Origin of the sequence: Ralstonia sp. SET104, assembly GCF_003851545.1 — a bacterium.
Taxonomy (GTDB): Bacteria; Pseudomonadota; Gammaproteobacteria; order Burkholderiales; family Burkholderiaceae; genus Ralstonia.
In genome coordinates this window covers 46,875-65,903 of record NZ_BHVX01000012.1, presented here as the reverse complement: position 1 = coordinate 65,903, position 19,029 = coordinate 46,875, and the positions used below count along the sequence as shown (strand labels likewise).

General features: G+C 63.7%; 24 protein-coding genes. All 24 read left to right on the top strand.

The annotated features are described in order from the left end of the window. The first annotated feature begins 39 nt into the window (after positions 1-39). The 24 genes from PSUB009319_RS15915 to tatA all read left to right on the top strand — a co-directional run bounded on the left by PSUB009319_RS15915 (position 40) and on the right by tatA (position 19,010). Positions 40-1,515: a glutamate synthase subunit beta gene (locus PSUB009319_RS15915; RefSeq protein WP_124383201.1), complete on the top strand. Its 1,476-nt coding sequence runs from the start codon at positions 40-42 to the stop codon at positions 1,513-1,515. 173 nt (positions 1,516-1,688) lie between these two features. Continuing rightward, positions 1,689-2,732 (top strand): tripartite tricarboxylate transporter substrate binding protein, encoded by a 1,044-nt coding sequence (locus PSUB009319_RS15910; protein ID WP_124383200.1) that lies wholly within the window; start codon positions 1,689-1,691, stop codon positions 2,730-2,732. A 265-nt stretch (positions 2,733-2,997) separates the two neighbouring features. After that, a complete protein-coding gene (locus PSUB009319_RS15905) occupies positions 2,998-3,831 on the top strand; it encodes an ABC transporter ATP-binding protein (protein WP_124383199.1) in 834 nt (277 codons plus the stop codon). Further along, positions 3,828-4,595, top strand: a complete 768-nt coding sequence (mlaE, locus tag PSUB009319_RS15900) for a lipid asymmetry maintenance ABC transporter permease subunit MlaE (protein ID WP_124383198.1) — start codon at positions 3,828-3,830, stop codon at positions 4,593-4,595. Before PSUB009319_RS15905 ends, mlaE begins: the two co-directional genes overlap by 4 nt. Positions 4,596-4,623: 28 nt before the next feature. After that, on the top strand, positions 4,624-5,145 hold the full coding sequence (mlaD, locus tag PSUB009319_RS15895; RefSeq protein ID WP_124383197.1) for an outer membrane lipid asymmetry maintenance protein MlaD: 522 nt from the start codon (positions 4,624-4,626) through the stop codon (positions 5,143-5,145). A 3-nt stretch (positions 5,146-5,148) separates the two neighbouring features. Then, positions 5,149-5,952, top strand: coding sequence for a VacJ family lipoprotein (locus tag PSUB009319_RS15890; protein ID WP_124383196.1), 804 nt, complete (start codon positions 5,149-5,151; stop codon positions 5,950-5,952). Between the two features lie 152 nt (positions 5,953-6,104). After that, the gene (locus PSUB009319_RS15885) at positions 6,105-6,740 is read left to right on the top strand and encodes a phospholipid-binding protein MlaC (RefSeq protein ID WP_124383195.1); all 636 of its coding nucleotides are present in this window, start codon (positions 6,105-6,107) and stop codon (positions 6,738-6,740) included. Positions 6,741-6,814: 74 nt separating this feature from the next. Beyond that, positions 6,815-7,126 (top strand): lipid asymmetry maintenance protein MlaB, encoded by a 312-nt coding sequence (locus PSUB009319_RS15880; RefSeq protein ID WP_124383194.1) that lies wholly within the window; start codon positions 6,815-6,817, stop codon positions 7,124-7,126. A 241-nt stretch (positions 7,127-7,367) separates the two neighbouring features. Continuing rightward, on the top strand, positions 7,368-8,333 hold the full coding sequence (locus tag PSUB009319_RS15875; protein ID WP_124383193.1) for an ABC transporter ATP-binding protein: 966 nt from the start codon (positions 7,368-7,370) through the stop codon (positions 8,331-8,333). Beyond that, positions 8,330-9,118 carry an ABC transporter permease gene (locus PSUB009319_RS15870; protein WP_124383192.1) on the top strand — a complete coding sequence of 263 codons (789 nt, stop codon included), beginning with the start codon at positions 8,330-8,332 and terminating at the stop codon, positions 9,116-9,118. Before PSUB009319_RS15875 ends, PSUB009319_RS15870 begins: the two co-directional genes overlap by 4 nt. A gap of 58 nt (positions 9,119-9,176) precedes the next feature. Further along, positions 9,177-9,413: a BolA family protein gene (locus PSUB009319_RS15865; RefSeq protein WP_024542178.1), complete on the top strand. Its 237-nt coding sequence runs from the start codon at positions 9,177-9,179 to the stop codon at positions 9,411-9,413. A gap of 83 nt (positions 9,414-9,496) precedes the next feature. Continuing rightward, positions 9,497-10,762 carry a UDP-N-acetylglucosamine 1-carboxyvinyltransferase gene (murA, locus tag PSUB009319_RS15860; RefSeq protein WP_124383254.1) on the top strand — a complete coding sequence of 422 codons (1,266 nt, stop codon included), beginning with the start codon at positions 9,497-9,499 and terminating at the stop codon, positions 10,760-10,762. Between the two features lie 19 nt (positions 10,763-10,781). After that, on the top strand, positions 10,782-11,471 hold the full coding sequence (gene hisG / locus PSUB009319_RS15855; RefSeq protein WP_124383191.1) for an ATP phosphoribosyltransferase: 690 nt from the start codon (positions 10,782-10,784) through the stop codon (positions 11,469-11,471). Next, on the top strand, positions 11,468-12,793 hold the full coding sequence (gene hisD, locus PSUB009319_RS15850; protein WP_124383190.1) for a histidinol dehydrogenase: 1,326 nt from the start codon (positions 11,468-11,470) through the stop codon (positions 12,791-12,793). Before hisG ends, hisD begins: the two co-directional genes overlap by 4 nt. A gap of 16 nt (positions 12,794-12,809) precedes the next feature. Continuing rightward, positions 12,810-13,937: a histidinol-phosphate transaminase gene (gene hisC, locus PSUB009319_RS15845; protein WP_124383189.1), complete on the top strand. Its 1,128-nt coding sequence runs from the start codon at positions 12,810-12,812 to the stop codon at positions 13,935-13,937. Further along, entirely contained in the window at positions 13,934-14,536 is a 603-nt protein-coding gene (gene hisB, locus PSUB009319_RS15840; RefSeq protein WP_124383188.1) for an imidazoleglycerol-phosphate dehydratase HisB, read from the top strand. The genes hisC and hisB overlap by 4 nt, the downstream gene beginning before the upstream one ends. 55 nt (positions 14,537-14,591) lie before the next feature. Then, positions 14,592-15,215: a MarC family protein gene (locus tag PSUB009319_RS15835; protein WP_124383187.1), complete on the top strand. Its 624-nt coding sequence runs from the start codon at positions 14,592-14,594 to the stop codon at positions 15,213-15,215. Between the two features lie 8 nt (positions 15,216-15,223). Further along, positions 15,224-15,877 carry an imidazole glycerol phosphate synthase subunit HisH gene (gene hisH / locus PSUB009319_RS15830; protein ID WP_124383186.1) on the top strand — a complete coding sequence of 218 codons (654 nt, stop codon included), beginning with the start codon at positions 15,224-15,226 and terminating at the stop codon, positions 15,875-15,877. A gap of 73 nt (positions 15,878-15,950) precedes the next feature. Beyond that, complete coding sequence (hisA, locus tag PSUB009319_RS15825) at positions 15,951-16,694, top strand: 1-(5-phosphoribosyl)-5-[(5-phosphoribosylamino)methylideneamino]imidazole-4-carboxamide isomerase (RefSeq protein WP_124383185.1); 744 nt, start codon at positions 15,951-15,953, stop codon at positions 16,692-16,694. Positions 16,695-16,730: 36 nt separating this feature from the next. Further along, positions 16,731-17,507, top strand: a complete 777-nt coding sequence (gene hisF, locus PSUB009319_RS15820; protein ID WP_185453486.1) for an imidazole glycerol phosphate synthase subunit HisF — start codon at positions 16,731-16,733, stop codon at positions 17,505-17,507. After that, on the top strand, positions 17,504-17,926 hold the full coding sequence (hisI, locus tag PSUB009319_RS15815; protein WP_027680226.1) for a phosphoribosyl-AMP cyclohydrolase: 423 nt from the start codon (positions 17,504-17,506) through the stop codon (positions 17,924-17,926). Before hisF ends, hisI begins: the two co-directional genes overlap by 4 nt. Continuing rightward, positions 17,919-18,293 (top strand): phosphoribosyl-ATP diphosphatase, encoded by a 375-nt coding sequence (locus tag PSUB009319_RS15810; protein WP_124383183.1) that lies wholly within the window; start codon positions 17,919-17,921, stop codon positions 18,291-18,293. The genes hisI and PSUB009319_RS15810 overlap by 8 nt, the downstream gene beginning before the upstream one ends. Positions 18,294-18,324: 31 nt before the next feature. Next, entirely contained in the window at positions 18,325-18,699 is a 375-nt protein-coding gene (locus PSUB009319_RS15805; protein ID WP_124383182.1) for a hypothetical protein, read from the top strand. 62 nt (positions 18,700-18,761) lie between these two features. Next, positions 18,762-19,010 (top strand): Sec-independent protein translocase subunit TatA, encoded by a 249-nt coding sequence (gene tatA, locus PSUB009319_RS15800; RefSeq protein ID WP_124383181.1) that lies wholly within the window; start codon positions 18,762-18,764, stop codon positions 19,008-19,010. Positions 19,011-19,029 lie beyond the last annotated feature (19 nt).

Genomic DNA, 19,029 nt, shown 5'->3' with positions numbered 1-19,029 from the left:
CGGCTTGATGCGCGAGCGCATCGGGTCAGGAAGGACACCATGGGCAAGGCGACCGGTTTTCTCGAATTTCCCCGCCAGAGCGAGGCATACGAAGCGCCCGAAGCGCGCGTGAAGCATTACAAGGAGTTCGTGTTCGCGCTGGCGGACAACGAAGCCAAGATCCAGGGCGCACGTTGCATGGACTGCGGCATTCCGTTCTGCAACAACGGCTGCCCGGTCAACAACATCATCCCGGACTTCAACGACCTGGTGTATCGCCAGGACTGGAAGGCCGCGATCGAGGTGCTGCACTCGACCAACAACTTCCCCGAGTTCACGGGCCGCATCTGCCCGGCACCGTGCGAAGCGGCTTGTACGCTGGGCATCAATGAGCTGCCGGTCGGCATCAAATCGATCGAGCACGCCATCATCGACAAGGCGTGGGAAGAAGGCTGGGTGGCACCGCAGGTGCCCAAGCACAAGACCGGCAAGACAGTGGCCGTGGTCGGCTCGGGCCCCGCTGGCATGGCCGCTGCGCAGCAACTGGCACGCGCCGGGCATGACGTGACGCTGTTCGAAAAGAACGATCGCATCGGCGGCCTGCTGCGTTACGGCATTCCCGACTTCAAGCTGGAGAAGGCGCAGATCGACCGCCGCATGCAGCAGATGGAAGCCGAAGGTGTGACGTTCCGTACGGGCGTGATGGTCGGTCCGAAAGGTAACGATGGGGCCGTGCCCGCCGGCATCGTCAACGACGCACGCGAAGTCATCTCCGCTGACGACATCCTCAAGCAGTTCGACGCCGTGGTGCTGACGGGCGGCTCGGAAGTGCCGCGCGATCTGCCGGTGCCGGGCCGTGATCTGGATGGCGTGCACTACGCGCTCGAGTTCCTGATCCCGCAGAACAAGGAAGTGGCCGGCGACGCACCGAACCCGATCCGCGCTGATGGCAAGCACGTCATCGTGATCGGCGGTGGTGATACGGGTTCGGACTGCGTGGGCACGTCCAACCGCCATGGCGCTGCATCGGTCACGCAGTTTGAGCTGCTGCCGCGTCCGCCCGAAGAAGAGAACAAGCCGCTGGTGTGGCCGTACTGGCCGATCAAGCTGCGCACGTCGTCGTCGCATGATGAAGGTTGCGAGCGCGACTGGTCGGTCGCCACCAAAGCGCTCATCGGCGAGAACGGTCGTGTAACCGGCCTCAAGGCGGTGCGCCTGGAATGGAAGGACGGAAAGATGGCCGAGGTCGCGGGCAGCGAGTTCACGCTCAAGGCCGATCTCGTGCTGCTGGCGATGGGCTTTACCAACCCGGTCGGCGGCGTGCTGGATGCCTTTGGTGTGACCAAGGATGCCCGCAACAACGCGCGCGCTTCCACCGAAGGCGACAACGCCTACGCCACCAACGTGCCGAAGGTGTTTGCCGCTGGTGACGTGCGCCGCGGCCAGTCGCTGGTCGTGTGGGCCATCCGCGAAGGCCGTCAGGCGGCCCGCTCGGTCGATGCGTTTCTCATGGGCCATACGGAACTGCCGCGCTGACCACGCGGTTGACCGTTTGACTCAGGCCCGCCTTGGCGGGCCTTTTTCTTTGCGCCGCGCGGGTTGCGGCACGCGCGTTATGCCTCATGGTTTACGTCGACATGGTTTACATGAGTGCAGGGCGGGCAGGTGGATTTCTAGAATGAGATATCCCCCGTCATCCCTGCCGTCTCATGCGACCTCGTGCCCGCAATGTGCCTGTAGATGTGCCCCACGCGCCCGATGACGTGCCGGATTGGCTACGGCGGCGCGCGCTGGCTTGGCTAGGGGTGTTGCCCGCAATGCTGGCATCGCCGGCGCACGCATTGTTGCAGGGGTATCCCTCGCAATCGCTGCGTTTGATTGTGCCGGCTGCCGAGGGCAGTGCGTTTGATGCGCTCGCCCGGGCACTGGCGACGCAGCTGCAACAGCAAGTCGGCCGTGAGGTCGGTGTGGAAGATCGCCCCACTGCCAATGGCATGGCCGCTGGTGAAGCCGTCGCCCGCGCGCCGTCGGATGGTCACACTTTGCTGCTCCAGCAGACAACGTTCGTCGCCCAGCCCGCGCTGGAGCCGGCGTCTTATGACCCGCTGCGCGACTTCCAGCCCGTGGCGATGGTCGCGACGCTGCCGTTATTCCTCGCCGTCGATGCGCGTTTGCCGATGCATTCCATCACCGAGCTGCTCGCCCGGGCGCGCGGTGAATCCGTCACCGTCAATTGCGGGTCGGACATCGTTGGCACCTGGTCGCACCTTGTCGCAGAGCAGTTCGTGCGTGACTACGCTTTCCATGCGCCGCATGTGGCCGTTCGGGGTGAGGCGGGGCTCGTGCAACAGGTTTTGGCGGGGCGCATGGCGGCGTGCTTCGCCTGCTATCCGAGCGTGGCGGCCGCGGTGACCAATGGCCAACTGCGGCTGCTCGGCGTGACGGGCGGGGCGCGCTCGCGTTTTGCGCCGGCCGTACCGACGTTGCGCGAAGGCGGTCTTGCCGGATTTGACCGCAGCGCCTGGATTGGTACCTTCATGCCGGCGCGCACGCCTCGACCTCTCTCGATGCGCGCAGCGGCCGAGTTGCGCCGCGCCGTCACTTCAAGCGATGTGCAAGCGACCTTGCGCGCCGGTGGCTTCGAGCCGGAATGGGACGCCCCCGACACGTTCGCCCAAGCAGTTCGCCGCGATGCCACCCACTGGCAGGCGGTAATTCGCCAAGCCGATTTGCGGCTCGATAGCGGCGAATAAGTCACTTTTGTGCCGGCTGCACCATCACTTTCAGCGCCGCGCGCACCATTTCAACAACCCCGCAAGGCCCGACAACCCGTAGCGCGGCGAACAAGCCACACAAACTGTAGGTAAGCGTGGCGTGACTGACGGGCTACGCGGGTTTCCACCTATAATGGCGGGCCGCGCGAAGCCGCCTCAATTGGCGAGCCGGCGGTAATCAAGACAACAAGATGCGGCAGCATGAAGCCGCCAACCTGCCGAGCCCTCAGCACCGACCTCAACCGTGCCCACCCAGCCTTCCACCGCCGTTGTCGAACTCGATCAGGTCGATTTCGCCTATCAGCCAGGCGCGCGGCGCATCCTGTCCGGCCTGTGCATGCGCGTGCCCAAGGGCAGGGTGGTGGCCGTCATGGGCGGTTCGGGCTGCGGCAAGACGACGATCCTGCGGCTGATTGGCGGCCAGGTCGGCGCAGCTGCGGGCACCGTGCGCGTGCATGGCCAGGACATCGGTGCCATGGACAAGCGCGCGCTGTACGCCGCACGCCGCCAGATGGGCATGCTGTTTCAGTTCGGCGCGCTGTTTACCGATATGTCCGTGTTCGACAATGTGGCATTCCCACTGCGCGAACACACCGGGTTGCCTGAGCCCCTCATCCGCGATCTGGTGTTGATGAAGCTCAACGCCGTCGGCCTGCGCGGTGCGCGTGACCTCATGCCCTCGGAGATTTCGGGCGGCATGGCCAGGCGCGTGGCACTGGCGCGAGCGATTGCGCTGGACCCATCGCTCATCCTCTACGACGAACCGTTCGCGGGGCTGGACCCGATCTCGCTGGGCCTGACCGCCTCGCTCATCCGCAGGCTGAACGACGCCCTGGGCGCGACCAGCATCATCGTCTCGCACGATGTGCAAGAGACGTTCCGTATTGCCGACTACGTCTACTTCATTGCCAACGGTGGCATCGCCGCCGAGGGCACACCGGCTGAACTGACTGTGTCGACTGACCCGTTTGTGCGCCAGTTCGTGCACGGCGAGGCGGACGGCCCCGTGCCGTTCCACTACCCAGGCGTGCCGCTGGCCGATGACTTCGGCCTGGACAAGAACGGAGGCGCGCGGTGATCTCCACCATCGGCTTCCTCGTTCGCACGCTCATTGGCCGTCTCGGTTATGCGGCGCGCATGCTGGTGACGCTGTTCGGGGCGTCGGGCGACGTGCTGCGCCGCCCGCGCCTGCTGGTCGAGCAATTGCGCTTCATTGGCAACGATTCGTTCATCATCATCGCCGTGTCGGGGCTGTTCGTTGGCTTCGTGCTCGGCTTGCAGGGTTACTACACGCTTAATCGCTACGGTTCAGAGCAGGCGCTGGGCTTGCTGGTGGCGCTGTCGTTGGTGCGCGAACTGGGCCCGGTGGTGACGGCGCTGCTGTTTGCGGGCCGCGCCGGTACGTCGCTCACGGCTGAAATCGGCTTGATGAAGGCCGGTGAACAATTGATTGCCATGGAAATGATGGCCGTCGACCCGCTGGCCCGCGTGCTGGCGCCGCGCTTCTGGGCAGGCTTTATTGCCATGCCGCTGCTGGCGGCAATCTTCAGCGCGGTCGGCATTATGGGCGGATACTTTGTCGGCGTGGGCCTGATCGGTGTCGATGCCGGTGCGTTCTGGTCGCAAATGCAGGCCGGTGTGGATGTGGTGAACGACGTCGTCAACGGCGTTATCAAGAGTGTGGTGTTTGGCGTGGCCGTGACTTTCATCGCGCTGTATCAGGGCTATGAGGCCAAGGCGACGCCCGAAGGTGTGTCGCGTGCCACCACGCGGACGGTGGTGATCGCGTCGCTGGCCGTACTGGCGCTGGACTTTGTGCTGACCGCGCTGATGTTCAGCTGACGCGCCGCCTCTTCAACGAGAAAGAACTATGCGTAAGAGCCTCCTCGATTTCTGGGTCGGACTGTTCGTGCTGGTGGGTATCGTGGCGCTGCTGTTCCTGGCGCTCAAGGCCGGCAACATGAGCGCGTTCTCCTTTGCCAGGAGCTACCAGGTGAAGGCGTCCTTCGACAACATCGGTGGTCTGAAAGTGCGCGCGCCGGTCAAGAGCGCGGGCGTCGTGGTTGGCCGTGTGTCGCAGATCCTGTTCGATGACAAGAGCTACCAGGCCGTCGCCGTGCTCGACATGGACCAGCGCTATCACTTTCCGAAAGACAGCTCGGCCAAGATCCTGACCTCGGGTTTGCTGGGTGAGCAATATATTGGCATTGAGCCGGGCGGCGACTCGGCCATGCTGGCCAGCGGCAGCAAGATCACCATGACACAGTCTGCGGTGGTGCTGGAGAACCTGATCAGTCAGTTCCTCTACAGCAAGGCGGCGGATGCCGGTGCTGGCAGCAGCAATGGCGGTGCCGGCGGAGCCAAGCCGGCTGAGGGCAGTGGGAGTAAATAAACCATGAAAACAACAACATCCATTCACACGCTGCGCGGCTTCGTGCTGGCAGTGGCTGCCGGCGCCACGTTGCTGGCAGGCTGCGCCACGGGGCCGAACGCCAATCCGGCCGATCCGATTGAGCCGTTCAACCGTGAAGTCTTCCGCATTAACGAAGACCTCGACAAGGGCGTCCTGAAGCCGGTCGCGCAAACGTATGTTGACGTCGTGCCATCGCCGGCGCGCACGGCGGTGTCCAACTTCTTCTCGAACGCGGGCGATGTCTATTCCGCCGTCAATAACCTTCTGCAGTTGAAGGGCACGGCCGCGCTGGAAGACACCATGCGTGTGGCGATCAACACCGTGTTGGGTTTGGGCGGCCTGATCGACATCGCGTCGGACGCTGGCCTGCCCAAGCACAAGGAAGACTTTGGCCAGACGCTGGGCGTATGGGGTGTGCCGGCGGGCCCGTACGTAGTGTGGCCGCTGCTCGGCCCGAGCACCGCACGTGACACCGTGGGCTTCCTCGTCGATTGGCAGATGGACCCGCTCACGTACTGGCATGACAGCACGGTTACGTACTCGCTGGCCGCGCTGCGTGTGGTGGACGTGCGCGCCAACCTGCTCGGCGCCAGCAATGTGTTTGAACAGGCCGCCGTCGACAAGTACACGTTCTTGCGGGACGCCTACTTGCAACGCCGCCGCTATCTGATCTATGACGGCAACCTGCCGGAAGATCAGGACAACAAGACGTCGCCGGAGACCGGTGACGCCACGGTCTCGCCGTACCAACGCTTCACGCCGAACTGGCCGGTCTTTCGCCGCTGATCGGTATACGTAACAACATCGCCTCAAAGGTGACAAGGCGTAAAACTGGCCGGCCCGCGCGAACTCGCCCGCGGCCGGTCTGTTCTAATGGCCAGCAAGATTGCGGCGAATGTGCCGCAAGCGACCCGAAAATCACACCATAAGGACGCGTTATGTTGAAGAAGCTTCTCCGCTCCCTGTTCGCCGGCCTCACGCTGACGGCTGCCGTGGCAGCCGCGCCCGTCCACGCCCAGGAAGCCGACGCACAATCCACCGTCAAGACGGCCGTGGATGACGTGCTCGCCACCATCAAGAACGATCCGGAACTGCGCGGCGGCAACATGACAAAGGTCTACCAGCTGGTCGACCAGAAGATCGTGCCGCGCGCTGATTTTAAGCGCACCACGCAGATCGCCATGGGCCGTTTCTGGAACCAGGCATCGCCGGAGCAGCAGCAACAGATTCAGGAAGGCTTCAAAACGCTGCTGATCCGCACCTACGCTGGCGCGCTGTCGAATGTGAAGAACCAGACCGTCTCGTACAAGCCGTTCCGTGCGGCTGCCGATGACACTGACGTGGTGGTGCGTTCGACTGTGAATAACAACGGCGAACCCGTGGCCCTGGACTACCGCCTGGAAAAGACGGCCGGCGGCTGGAAGGTGTATGACATCAACATCAGTGGCCTGTGGCTGTCTGAAACCTACAAGAATCAGTTTGCCGATGTCATCAGCAAGCGCGGTGGCGTCGCCGGCCTGGTGAGCTTTCTGAGCGAGCGCAATGCACAGCTCGAGAAGGCGCCGGCAAAGTAAGCGGCCTTCCGGTAGAATCACCGCAGCGGTCAACTCTGACCGCTGTTTCTTTTTCTGACGCATTCATCTTCGCCATGTTGACCTTGTCCGGCCCGCTGACCCAGCTCGAAGCGTCGCGCGTTCTGCGCGAGGGCGAGGCGCAGCTTGGCCAAGCGCGCGAAGCTGGTCTTGCCGCGTTGCACGTCGATTGCGCCGGCTTGTCGCAGGTCGATTCGTCTGCGCTGGCACTGCTGCTATCGTGGCAGCGCACGGCGCAGGATGCCGGTATCGCGCTCGATATCACAGGCGCGCCGCAGGCGCTGTCCAACCTTGCCACGCTGTACGGCGTGGAATCCCTGCTGGCCATTGCGCCGGCCACCGCAGAACACCATCACGCACGACATTGAGGCGGCGTCCGGTGCTGCGGGGTGGTTTCCCCAACATCGCGATGCCGCGCTCCGGCCGGGGCGCCGCGCGCGCTTCTGGCACCCTCGGTGCGACGCCGCAAGCAGTCCCGTCGTCTGTTGGTGCAGTTCCCCTATAATCCCCGGTTTGTCGCTCTGCTGCCGCCGCGTGCGGCGTCCAAGACCGCGCTGATCATGTCGATTGGCAGTCACGCGATGCGCAGAGTAGTTCACTTTGTCGGCCATGAAAGCCATCGAAATCGCTGACGTCCGCAAGCGCTACAAGTCGTTGCAAGCGCTCAAGGGCGTGAGCCTGTCTGTCGAGCAGGGCGAGTTTTTCGGCCTGCTGGGCCCCAACGGCGCGGGCAAAACCACGCTGATCTCCATTCTCGCGGGCCTGAATCGTGCCGATTCCGGCAGCGTGCGCGTGCTCGGCCACGACGTTGTTTCCGATTACCGCACTGCGCGCCGCAAGCTTGGCGTGGTGCCGCAAGAGCTGGTGTTCGATCCGTTCTTCACGGTGCGTGAAACGCTGCGCCTGCAGTCGGGCTATTTCGGCCTGACCAACAATGACGACTGGATCGACGAGGTCATGGCCAACCTGGACCTCACCAGCAAGGCTGATGCCAACATGCGCGCGCTCTCGGGCGGCATGAAGCGTCGCGTGCTGGTGGCGCAGGCATTGGTACACCGCCCGCCGGTGATCGTGCTGGACGAACCGACCGCCGGTGTGGACGTTGAGCTGCGCCAGACGCTGTGGAAATTCATTTCGCGCCTGAACCGCGAGGGCCACACCGTCGTGCTGACCACGCACTATTTGGAAGAGGCCGAATCCTTGTGCGATCGCATCGCCATGCTCAAGTTTGGCGAGGTGGTGGCACTGGACCGCACGGCCAATCTGTTGTCGCAATTTGCGGGGTTGCAGCTTGTGCTGAGCTTCTCGCAGGGTGCGCTGCCCGCGTCACTCGAAGCGCTGCGCCTGCCGGGCAACCACGGCGAGCGCGGCGTGCGTTTGCGCCTGTCGGGTTACGGCGAGGTCGAGCAGATTCTCTCCACCTGCCGCCTGGCTGGCTGCGAATTCGACGACATGGAAGTCGCCAAGGCCGATCTGGAAGATGTGTTCGTACAGATCATGCGCCGCGAGGGCGGGCTTCCCGCTGGCTCGCAGACGCCTGCGATTCCTGATTCTGCGCTGGAGCCTGCAGCATGAGTGCCATTCCTGAAAGTCTCCCCGGCCGCTGGACCGGGTTCCGCACGCTGCTGTACAAGGAAGTGCTGCGCTTCTGGAAGGTGAGCTTCCAGACCGTGGCCGCGCCGGTGCTGACCGCGTTGCTGTATCTGCTGATTTTCGGCCACGTGCTGGAAGACCGCGTGAAGGTGTTCGATCAACTGAGCTACACCGCCTTCCTGGTGCCCGGTCTGGTGATGATGAGCGTGCTGCAGAACGCGTTTGCGAACAGCTCGTCGTCGCTCATCCAGTCGAAAATTACCGGCAACCTGGTGTTCATCATGCTGCCGCCGCTGTCGCACTGGGAGATGTTTGGCGCTTACGTAGGCGCTTCCATCATCCGCGGTCTGGCCGTCGGCACGGGCGTGCTGGTGGTGACGACCCTGTTCGCGCATCTGCACTTTGCACAGCCGCTGTGGATCATCGTGTTTGCCGTGTTGGGCGCAAGTGTGCTCGGTACGCTGGGCTTGATCGCCGGCATTTGGGCTGAGAAGTTTGACCAGCTCGCGGCGTTCCAGAATTTTCTGATCGTGCCGGCCACTTTCCTGGCGGGCGTGTTCTACTCGATCCATTCGCTGCCGCCGTTCTGGCAGGCGGTGTCCCACGCCAACCCGTTCTTCTACATGATCGACGGCTTCCGCTACGGCTTCTTCGGCGTGTCCGATGTGCCGGTGGCGACGAGCCTCGGCGTGATGCTGATCGCGCTGGTCGTGGTGGGGGGGATTGCCCTGCAGATGCTGCGCACGGGCTACAAGCTGCGCCATTGATGCGTCAATAAAACAACCGCGACGCACTACCCTAACGTTTTGCAGGAGAGGGAAGGCCATGTTGCCCACACCCGAACAAGTCAAGCAGTACATCGAAACCGGCCTGCCGTGCGAGCACCTCGAAGTCGAGGGCGACGGCCAGCATTTTTTTGCCACCATCGTCAGCGCGCAGTTTGAAGGCAAGCGGTTGATCCAACGTCACCAGCTCGTCTACGCGGCGCTGGGTGAGCGGATGCGTGCGGAGATTCACGCGCTGTCCATGAAGACGCTCACCCCGGCGGAGTGGCAGTCCTGATGGCTGAGCTTGATCCCAATCCGGTTGCTGTTTCCACTGATTCCGCGCTCGCCGAGCGCTCTGAACGACGTGACGTCTCGCTCATGGACAAACTGCTGATCGAAGGCAATGGCCCCCTGTCGGGCGAAATCCGCGTGTCTGGCGCCAAGAATGCCGCGCTGCCCATCATGTGTGCTGCGCTGCTGACGGCCGAGCCGCTGGTACTGAGCAACGTGCCCAACCTGCAGGACGTGCGCACGATGCTCAAGCTGCTGCGCCAGATGGGCGTCGAGGGCACGCAGGATGGCAACAACGTGACGCTGGACGCGGCCACCATCGACTCGCCGGAAGCGCCGTACGATCTGGTGAAAACCATGCGCGCGTCGATTCTGGTGCTGGGCCCGCTGCTGGCACGCTTTGGCCATGCGCGCGTGTCGCTGCCGGGCGGCTGCGGTATCGGCGCACGTCCGGTGGATCAGCACATCAAGGGCCTGCAGTTGATGGGCGCCGAGATCGTCATCGACCACGGCTACATCGAAGCCAAGCTCGCTGACGGCGCCAAGCGCCTGCATGGCGCACGCATCGTCACCGACATGGTGACCGTGACCGGCACCGAGAACCTGCTGATGGCCGCCGCGCTGGCCGACGGCGAGACCGTGCTGGAAAACGCCGCGCGCGAGCCGGAAGTGACCGACCTCGCCAACCTGCTCGTGAAGATGGGTGCGCGCATCGAAGGCATCGGCACCGATCGCCTGGTGATCCAGGGCGTTGAAGTATTGCGTGGCGCCGAGCACACCGTGATTGCCGATCGCATCGAAGCTGGCACTTTCCTGTGCGCCGTTGCTGCGGCCGGCGGTGACGTGACGCTGCGCGGCGTACCGCCGGGCATCCTCGATGCCGTGCTCGACAAGCTGCGCGAAGCGGGCGTGACGCTCACCACAGGCGATGACTGGATCCGCGCCCAGATGACGGGCCGCCCCAAAGCCGTGAGCTTCCGCACGTCGGAATACCCGGCGTTCCCGACCGACATGCAGGCGCAGTTCATGATGCTCAACGCCATCGCTGAAGGCTCTGCCACGGTGACGGAGACCATCTTCGAAAACCGCTTCATGCACGTGCAGGAACTCAACCGTCTGGGCGCCAATATCGTGATCGACGGCAAGACGGCGGTGGTGACGGGCGTCGAGCAACTGTCGGGCGCGACCGTCATGGCGACCGACCTGCGTGCTTCGGCCAGCCTGGTGATCGCCGGCCTGATTGCGCAGGGCGAAACGCTGGTTGATCGCATCTATCACCTCGATCGCGGCTACGACCGCATCGAAGACAAGCTCTCCGCCGTCGGCGCCAAGATCCGCCGCGTCCAGGCGTAAGGTAAGGAACAAGCAGGCCATGAACGCACTCCAGTCCGCTTCCAATCAGCTCACGCTGGCGCTCTCCAAGGGCCGCATCTTTGAAGAGACGCTGCCGCTCCTGAAGGCCGCCGGCATCGAGGTGACCGAGGATCCGGAAACTTCGCGCAAGCTGATCCTGCCCACGTCGGACCCGGCGCTGCGCGTGATCATCGTGCGCGCCTCTGACGTGCCGACGTACGTGCAGTACGGCGCGGCGGATTTTGGCGTGGCCGGCCGCGACGTGCTGATGGAGCACGGCATGGCAGGCCTGTATGCGCCCATTGATCTGAACATCGCCCGCTGCCGCATGTCGGTGGCGGTGCCCAAGGGCTTCGACTACGCCAATGCGGTGCGCCAGGGCGCGCGCCTGTCGGTGGCGACGAAGTATCTGAACACCGCGCGCGAACACTTTGCCAAGAAGGGCGTGCACGTCGACCTGATCAAGCTGTACGGCTCGATGGAGTTGGGCCCGCTGGTGGGCCTGGCTGATGCCATCGTTGATCTGGTCAGCACCGGCGGCACGCTGCGCGCGAACAACCTCGTCGAGGTGGAGGAGATCGTGCAGATCTCGTCCCGGCTGGTTGTCAACCAGGCTGCGCTGAAGCTCAAGCGCGAGCGGCTGGCACCGATTCTCGACGCTTTCGAGCGCGCTTGCGCCAAGAGCGAGCGCGCCGGGGAACCCGCATGAGCCTGACCATCCGTAAGCTGGATTCGGCCGAAGCCGGATTCGCGGCGCAACTGCGCCAGGTGCTCGCTTTCGAGGCGAGCGAAGACGAAGCCATCGATCGTGCTGCCGCGCAGATACTGGCCGACGTGAAAGCCCGCGGCGATGCTGCCGTGCTGGAGGCCACGCGTCGCTTCGATCGCATCGAGGCGGACAGCGTAGCTGCGCTGGAACTGTCGCCGGCCACCCTGCAAGCCGCGCTGGACGGCCTGGAGCCCAAGCGCCGCGCGGCACTGGAGGCGGCCGCGGCTCGCGTGCGCGCCTATCACGAGAAGCAGAAGATCGAGTGCGGCACGCACAGCTGGGAATACGCCGAAGCCGATGGCACGGTGCTTGGCCAGAAGGTCACGCCGCTCGATCGCGTCGGCATCTACGTGCCCGGCGGCAAGGCGGCGTACCCGTCTTCGGTGCTGATGAACGCGATTCCGGCACGCGTGGCCGGTGTCAAGGAAATCATCATGGTGGTGCCCACGCCGGGCGGCGTGCGCAATGAGCTGGTGCTGGCTGCTGCGTGCATTGCCGGGGTGGACCGCGTGTTCACCATCGGTGGTGCGCAGGCTGTCGGTGCGCTGGCTTATGGCACCGACACCGTGCCTGCCGTCGACAAGATCGTCGGTCCGGGCAACGCCTACGTGGCGGCTGCCAAGCGTCGCGTGTTCGGCACGGTCGGTATCGACATGATTGCCGGGCCGTCGGAAATCCTCGTCATCTGCGATGGCACAACCGACCCGGACTGGGTGGCGATGGATCTGTTCTCGCAGGCCGAGCACGACGAGCTCGCGCAGTCGATCCTGCTGTGCCCGAGCGCGGAATTCATCGCGCAGGTGGAAGCCAGCATCAATCGCCAGCTCGAAGAGATGCCGCGCAAGAACGTGATTGCCGAATCGCTGTCGGGCCGTGGTGCGCTGGTCAAGGTGCGTGACATGGAAGAGGCGTGCGAGATCGCCAACGACATCGCCCCCGAGCACCTGGAGATTTCCACTGAGAACCCGCGCCAGTGGGCCGAACGCATCCGCCACGCGGGCGCGATCTTCCTGGGCAAGTACACCAGCGAATCGCTGGGCGACTACTGTGCCGGCCCGAACCATGTGCTGCCGACCTCGCGCACGGCGCGCTTCTCGTCGCCGCTGGGTGTGTACGACTTCATCAAGCGGTCGAGCCTGATCGAGGTGAGCGAAGCCGGCGCGCAGATGCTGGGCGAGATCGCCGCCGAACTCGCCTACGGCGAAGGCCTGCAGGCGCATGCCCGCAGCGCTGAATATCGCCTGACCCCCAAGTCCGAATAACGCCTGCAGCATCACAATGACCGCCGCCGCCGCTCCAGCCCAGCCTTCGCTTGACCACCTGCTCGCCCGCATCGTGCGCGACGACGTACGCGCCATGGGCGCCTACCACGTGCCCGACGCGACCGGCATGGTCAAGCTGGACGCGATGGAGAACCCCTACTCGCTGCCAGCGATGCTGCGCGACGCGCTGGGCAAGCGCCTGGCCGACGTGGCGCTCAACCGCTACCCGGTACCGACCGCCGACGCGCTCAAGGCCCAACTCAAGCGCGTGATGCATGTGCCGGCTGGCGCCGAGGTGCTGCTGGGCAACGGTTCGGACGAAATCATCAGCCTGATCGCCATCGCTGCGGCCAAGCCAGGGGCGACCGTGCTGGCGCCGCTGCCGGGCTTCGTGATGTACGCGATGTCGGCGCAGTTGCTGGGCCTGAACTTCGTCGGCGTGCCGCTCAAGGCCGACCTGACGCTCGACCGCGAAGCGATGCTGGCGGCCATGGCTGAGCATCAGCCCGCCGTGATCTATCTGGCGTATCCGAACAACCCGACCGGCAACCTGTTCGACGCGGCCGATATGGATGCCGTCATCCGCGCCGCCCGCGGTCCGGTGTGTCAGAGCCTGGTGGTGGTCGACGAAGCCTACCAGCCGTTCGCGCAGCACAGTTGGATGCCGCGTTTGCCGGACTTCGATCACCTGCTCGTGATGCGCACGGTCTCCAAGCTCGGCTTGGCGGGCATTCGCCTTGGCTACGTGGCCGGCCACCCCAAGTGGATCGCCGAGCTGGACAAGGTGCGCCCGCCGTACAACGTGAATGTGCTGACCGAGGCCACCGCCCAGTTCATGCTCGAACACGTCGATGTGCTTGATGCCCAGGCAGCGACCCTGCGTGAAGAACGCACCAAGTTGATCGATGCGCTGTCCGCTCAGCCGGGCGTGACGGTGTTCCCAAGCGCGGCGAACTTCATCCTGCTGCGCGTACCCGATGCAGCGCGCTTGTTCGAGCGTCTGCTCAATCGGCGGATTCTTATTAAAAACGTCAGTAAAATGCACCCGTTGCTGGCCAACTGTCTGCGCGTGACGGTCAGCAATCCCGAAGAAAATGCGCAATTTCTCGATGCCTTTGCCGCATCGCTGCAGGAAGCCCCATGAGCCGCCCCACCAGTCGTCGCGCTGAGGTCACTCGCAATACCTCTGAAACGCAGATCCGCGTCGCCCTTGATTTGGACGGCACGGGCAAGCAGACGCTGAATACCGGCGTTCCCTTCCTCGACCACATGCTCGACCAGATCGCCCGTCATGGCATGGTCGACCTTGACGTCTCGGCCACCGGCGACACCCATATCGACGACCACCATACCGTGGAAGACGTCGGCATCACGTTCGGCCAGGCCGTTGCCAAGGCTATCGGCGACAAGAAGGGCATCGTGCGCTACGGCCACAGCTACGTCCCGCTGGACGAAGCCCTGTCGCGCGTCGTGATCGACTTCTCCGGCCGCCCGGGTCTGGAGTTCCACGTGCCGTTCACGCGTGCGCGCGTCGGCAGCTTTGACGTGGATCTGTCCATCGAATTCTTCCGCGGGTTCGTCAACCATGCCGGCGTGACGCTGCATATCGACAACCTGCGCGGTGTCAACGCGCATCACCAGATTGAAACCGTCTTCAAGGCCTTTGGCCGCGCGCTGCGCATGGCGGTCGAGATCGATCCGCGTGCCGCCGGCACGATTCCTTCGACCAAGGGCGCGCTGTAAATCGCTGCGCCGGCCTGGCCGCGCCTACCCGACTCCGAAAACGGCCACCGATCCGATGGATCTGACCAAGAGCTTCTTCTCGCTGCTCGCGCTGATCAACCCGATCGGCGCGATCCCGTTCTTCATCAGCCTGACCGAGAGCCAGACGGATGAAGAGAAGCGGCGCACGATCAAGGTCGCGTCGATTTCGGTGGCGATCGTGATTGGCCTGTCCGCGTTGCTGGGCGAGCAGATCATCGGTTTTTTTGGGTTTTCGGTCGGTTCGTTGCAGGTGGGCGGCGGGATCATCATGATCATGATCGCGCTGAACATGCTGAACGCGCAGACCAGCCGCACCAACGCCACGCCCGAAGAAGAGGATGAGGCGGGTGCCAAGGCCAGCATTGCCGTCGTGCCATTGGCGATCCCGCTGCTCACGGGCCCGGGCTCGATCAGCACCGTGATCGTGTATGCGGGCAAGACGCGCCACTGGTGGGAGTTGCTGCTCTTGGCCGGTGTGGGCGTGGCAATCGCGGGCGTGGTCTGGATCGTGTTGCGCGCGGCCGAACCGATTGCCCGTGTGATCGGCCGTACCGGCATCAACGTTGGTACGCGGTTGATGGGTTTGATCCTGGCGGCGCTGGCCGTGGAATTCATTGTTGATGGGTTGAAAACCCTGTTGCCCGTACTCAGGGCCTAAGTTAAGTCATGACTAAGATCGCAATCGTCGATTACGGCATGGGCAACCTGCGCTCGGTAGCGCAAGCCCTGATGGCCGTTGCTCCGGAGGCCGATGTGCGCATCAGTGCGCAAGCCGACGAGATCCGCGCCGCAGACCGTGTGGTGCTGCCGGGGCAGGGCGCCATGCCCGACTGCATGGCCGCGTTTGACCAATCCGGCCTGCGCGAAGCGGTGCTGGAGGCATCGCGCACCAAACCGATGCTCGGCGTGTGCGTTGGCGAGCAGATGATGCTCGAGCGCAGCACAGAGGCGCGTGTTGGCCAGCAATATACTCAGGGCCTCGGCCTGATCGGCGGTGAAGTCGTCCGCTTTGATCTGGACGGCCAGTTGCAGCCGGACGGCTCACGGTACAAAGTGCCTCAGATGGGCTGGAACCGCGTGCACCAGAGCCGCGCCCACGCGTTGTGGGCCGGAGTGCAGGAAGGCGCTTATTTTTATTTCGTGCACAGCTACTACGCTCGGCCCACCAATGCCGATGAATCGGTCGGAGAGACCGAATACGGCGTGCGGTTTACCTGCGCCATCGCCCGGGATAATATTTTTGCAACACAGTTTCACCCGGAAAAAAGTGCCCAATCCGGCCTGCAGATCTACCGGAACTTCGTGCACTGGAATCCGTGAACCGGCCTCACAGTCGCAACCGAATCCCTTTTTTCCCGTTTAACCCCACCCCCTCAACTTTGTCGTTACGACTATGCTGCTCATCCCGGCCATCGACCTGAAGGACGGTCAGTGTGTGCGCCTCAAGCAAGGCGATATGGATCAAGCCACCGTGTTCTCGGAAGACCCCGCTGCCATGGCGCGGCATTGGGTCGAGCAGGGTGCACGCCGCTTGCACCTTGTCGACCTGAATGGCGCTTTCGCGGGCAAGCCGCGTAACGAGGCGGCCGTCAAGGCCATCCTCGCCGAGGTGGGCGATGAGATTCCCGTGCAACTCGGCGGCGGCATCCGCGATCTGGGCACCATCGAGCGTTGGCTCGACGACGGCCTGTCGTACGTCATCATCGGTACGGCGGCGGTCAAGGACCCGGGCTTTCTGCGAGACGCATGCACGGCATTCGGCGGCCACATCATCGTCGGGCTCGATGCCAAGGACGGCAAGGTGGCGACCGACGGCTGGAGCAAGCTCTCGGGCCACGAAGTCGTGGACCTCGCCAAAAAGTACGAAGACTACGGCGTCGAATCCATCATCTACACCGACATCGGCCGCGACGGCATGCTGCAGGGCATCAACATCGATGCCACCGTCAAGCTGGCACAGTCGGTGAAGATTCCCGTGATCGCCAGCGGCGGGCTGTCCAACCTGAAGGACATCGACCATCTGTGCGCCGTTGAGGAACATGGCGTGGAGGGCGTGATCTGCGGTCGCGCCATCTACTCAGGCGACCTGAACTTCAAGGAAGCACAAGCCCTCGCGGACAAACTCGGCGCGGCCTAAGCTGCGCTCAACGGGTGCTGTGGCACCCGACTCATCATGCTAGCCAAACGAATCATCCCCTGCCTGGACGTGACCAACGGCCGGGTGGTCAAGGGCGTCAACTTCGTCGAGTTGCGCGATGCGGGCGACCCTGTCGAAATCGCGCGCCGCTACGATGAACAGGGCGCTGACGAAATCACATTCCTCGACATCACGGCCACGTCCGACGGGCGCGACCTGATGCTGCACATTATCGAAGCGGTGGCGTCGCAGGTGTTTATTCCGCTGACGGTCGGTGGCGGCGTGCGCGCGCTGGAAGACGTGCGCCGGCTGCTCAATGCCGGCGCAGACAAGATCAGCATGAATTCGTCGGCGGTGTCGAATCCGCAACTGGTGTCGGACGCCAGCGCCCGTCATGGCGCACAGTGCATCGTCGTGGCCATCGACGCCAAGAAGGTGTCGGCCGAAGGCGAAGCGCCGCGCTGGGAGGTCTTTACGCACGGTGGTCGCAAGGGCACGGGCCTGGACGCCGTGGCGTGGGCACGCGAGATGGCGCAACGCGGCGCCGGCGAAATCCTGCTCACCAGCATGGATCGTGACGGCACCAAGGCCGGCTTTGACCTCGAACTTACGCGCGCCGTGTCGGACGCCGTACCGGTGCCGGTCATTGCCTCGGGCGGTGTCGGCAACCTGCAGCATCTGGTAGACGGCATCCAGCAAGGCCATGCCGATGCGGTGCTGGCCGCCAGCATCTTCCACTACGGCGAATACACCGTCGGCCAGGCCAAGCAGTTCATGGCAGAGCATGGCATTCCGGTACGGGTTGGACTATGAGCAAGAAGTGGCTGAACAAGGTCCACTGGGACGACAACGGCCTGGTGCCGGTGATCGTGCAGGAGCAGGGCAGCAACGACGTCCTGATGTTCGCCTTTATGAACCGAGAGGCGCTGCAGAAGACCGTAGAAACCGGCGAGGCCGTGTTCTGGTCGCGCTCGCGCAAGCGCCTGTGGCACAAGGGCGAGGAGTCCGGCCACATTCAGAAGGTGCATGAAATCCGCCTCGACTGCGACGAAGACGTAGTCTTGCTCCGCGTCACACAAGTCGGCGGCATCGCCTGCCATACTGGCCGCCACGCATGCTTCTTCCAGAAGTTCGAAGGCAACGTGGAAGACGGCGACTGGCACACTGTTGAGCCCGTCCTGAAGAATCCTGACGATATTTACGCCGGAAAGCCCGGCCACAATCATGAGTGACACCCTGCGCCGCCTGGGCGAGGTGCTTGAATCCCGCAAGCTCGCCAATGGCGGCGATCCGGAAAAGAGCTACATCGCCCGCCTGTTCAACAAGGGCGACGACGCCATCCTCAAGAAAATCGGCGAAGAGGCCACCGAGACGGTCATGGCCGCCAAGGACGCTCGCGCCGCCGGCATGACCGGGGAGGCACGCAGCAAAGTCGTCTACGAAGTGGCCGATCTGTGGTTCCACACCATGGTGCTGCTGTCTCACTTTGACCTGACGCCGGATGATGTCGTCAACGAACTGGCGCGCCGCGAAGGGCTCTCGGGTCTGGAGGAAAAGGCGTTGCGCAAGTCGCAGGCACGCGACGCGGCAGGCGACTGATCACGGTGACGAATCGTCGCAGGGAGGCAGCGTGGACAAATACGGAGCGGCAGTGGTGGTGACAGACGACGCAGAGCGCTTGGCCGGACTGCGGCGCCTGACGCATATTCTGTATGCCCTCTACGCCATTTTTTGGCTGACCGGCGGCATCACTGCATTGATTGCCATCATTGTCGGCTACGTTAAGCGCGACGATGTGCGTGGCACGCTGTATGAGTCGCACTTCCGATGGCAAATCCGTTCGTTCTGGTGGTGCGTTCTGTGGGGTGTGATCGGCGTCTTGCTCATTCCTGTGGCGTTCATCGGCTTTGCCGTGCTGTGGGCTCTGGGCGTCTGGATGCTGTATCGTATTGTGAAAGGCTGGCTGTATCTGAACGACAGCAAGCCGATGTACGCAAATCCGTAAAATCAACCAATGGCGCCGCCACCGTTGCGGCGTTTCCAGCCGTATTTACGTGGGAGTAGGACATGGGTTCCTTTAGCATTTGGCACTGGCTGATCGTGCTGGTGATCGTCATGATGGTGTTCGGCACGAAGAAGCTGCGCAACATCGGTTCGGACCTCGGTGGTGCCGTGAAGGGCTTCAAGGACGGCATGAAGGAAGGCTCGGAAGACAAGCCCGCAGCACCGCAGCAGACCGCCGGCCAGCCGCCGCGCGAGTTGCACGACTCGACGACGATCGACGTCGAAGCGCGCGACAAGTCCAAGCAAGGTTGAGTACCGGCGCGCGCTGACC

What these genes read in the sequence shown, in the direction of transcription:
- PSUB009319_RS15870 (WP_124383192.1), top strand. Translation starts at nt 8,330, where the DNA reads ATGAGTGCCATTCCTGAAAGTCTCCCCGGCCGCTGGACCGGGTTCCGC.
- PSUB009319_RS15910 (WP_124383200.1), top strand. Translation starts at nt 1,689, where the DNA reads ATGCGACCTCGTGCCCGCAATGTGCCTGTAGATGTGCCCCACGCGCCC.
- hisA (WP_124383185.1), top strand. Translation starts at nt 15,951, where the DNA reads ATGCTGCTCATCCCGGCCATCGACCTGAAGGACGGTCAGTGTGTGCGC.
- PSUB009319_RS15875 (WP_124383193.1), top strand. Translation starts at nt 7,368, where the DNA reads ATGAAAGCCATCGAAATCGCTGACGTCCGCAAGCGCTACAAGTCGTTG.
- hisG (WP_124383191.1), top strand. Translation starts at nt 10,782, where the DNA reads ATGAACGCACTCCAGTCCGCTTCCAATCAGCTCACGCTGGCGCTCTCC.
- hisB (WP_124383188.1), top strand. Translation starts at nt 13,934, where the DNA reads ATGAGCCGCCCCACCAGTCGTCGCGCTGAGGTCACTCGCAATACCTCT.
- tatA (WP_124383181.1), top strand. Translation starts at nt 18,762, where the DNA reads ATGGGTTCCTTTAGCATTTGGCACTGGCTGATCGTGCTGGTGATCGTC.
- PSUB009319_RS15865 (WP_024542178.1), top strand. Translation starts at nt 9,177, where the DNA reads ATGTTGCCCACACCCGAACAAGTCAAGCAGTACATCGAAACCGGCCTG.
- mlaD (WP_124383197.1), top strand. Translation starts at nt 4,624, where the DNA reads ATGCGTAAGAGCCTCCTCGATTTCTGGGTCGGACTGTTCGTGCTGGTG.
- PSUB009319_RS15810 (WP_124383183.1), top strand. Translation starts at nt 17,919, where the DNA reads ATGAGTGACACCCTGCGCCGCCTGGGCGAGGTGCTTGAATCCCGCAAG.
- PSUB009319_RS15885 (WP_124383195.1), top strand. Translation starts at nt 6,105, where the DNA reads ATGTTGAAGAAGCTTCTCCGCTCCCTGTTCGCCGGCCTCACGCTGACG.
- hisC (WP_124383189.1), top strand. Translation starts at nt 12,810, where the DNA reads ATGACCGCCGCCGCCGCTCCAGCCCAGCCTTCGCTTGACCACCTGCTC.
- PSUB009319_RS15880 (WP_124383194.1), top strand. Translation starts at nt 6,815, where the DNA reads ATGTTGACCTTGTCCGGCCCGCTGACCCAGCTCGAAGCGTCGCGCGTT.
- hisF (WP_185453486.1), top strand. Translation starts at nt 16,731, where the DNA reads ATGCTAGCCAAACGAATCATCCCCTGCCTGGACGTGACCAACGGCCGG.
- hisI (WP_027680226.1), top strand. Translation starts at nt 17,504, where the DNA reads ATGAGCAAGAAGTGGCTGAACAAGGTCCACTGGGACGACAACGGCCTG.
- murA (WP_124383254.1), top strand. Translation starts at nt 9,497, where the DNA reads ATGGACAAACTGCTGATCGAAGGCAATGGCCCCCTGTCGGGCGAAATC.
- PSUB009319_RS15890 (WP_124383196.1), top strand. Translation starts at nt 5,149, where the DNA reads ATGAAAACAACAACATCCATTCACACGCTGCGCGGCTTCGTGCTGGCA.
- hisH (WP_124383186.1), top strand. Translation starts at nt 15,224, where the DNA reads ATGACTAAGATCGCAATCGTCGATTACGGCATGGGCAACCTGCGCTCG.
- PSUB009319_RS15835 (WP_124383187.1), top strand. Translation starts at nt 14,592, where the DNA reads ATGGATCTGACCAAGAGCTTCTTCTCGCTGCTCGCGCTGATCAACCCG.
- hisD (WP_124383190.1), top strand. Translation starts at nt 11,468, where the DNA reads ATGAGCCTGACCATCCGTAAGCTGGATTCGGCCGAAGCCGGATTCGCG.
- PSUB009319_RS15915 (WP_124383201.1), top strand. Translation starts at nt 40, where the DNA reads ATGGGCAAGGCGACCGGTTTTCTCGAATTTCCCCGCCAGAGCGAGGCA.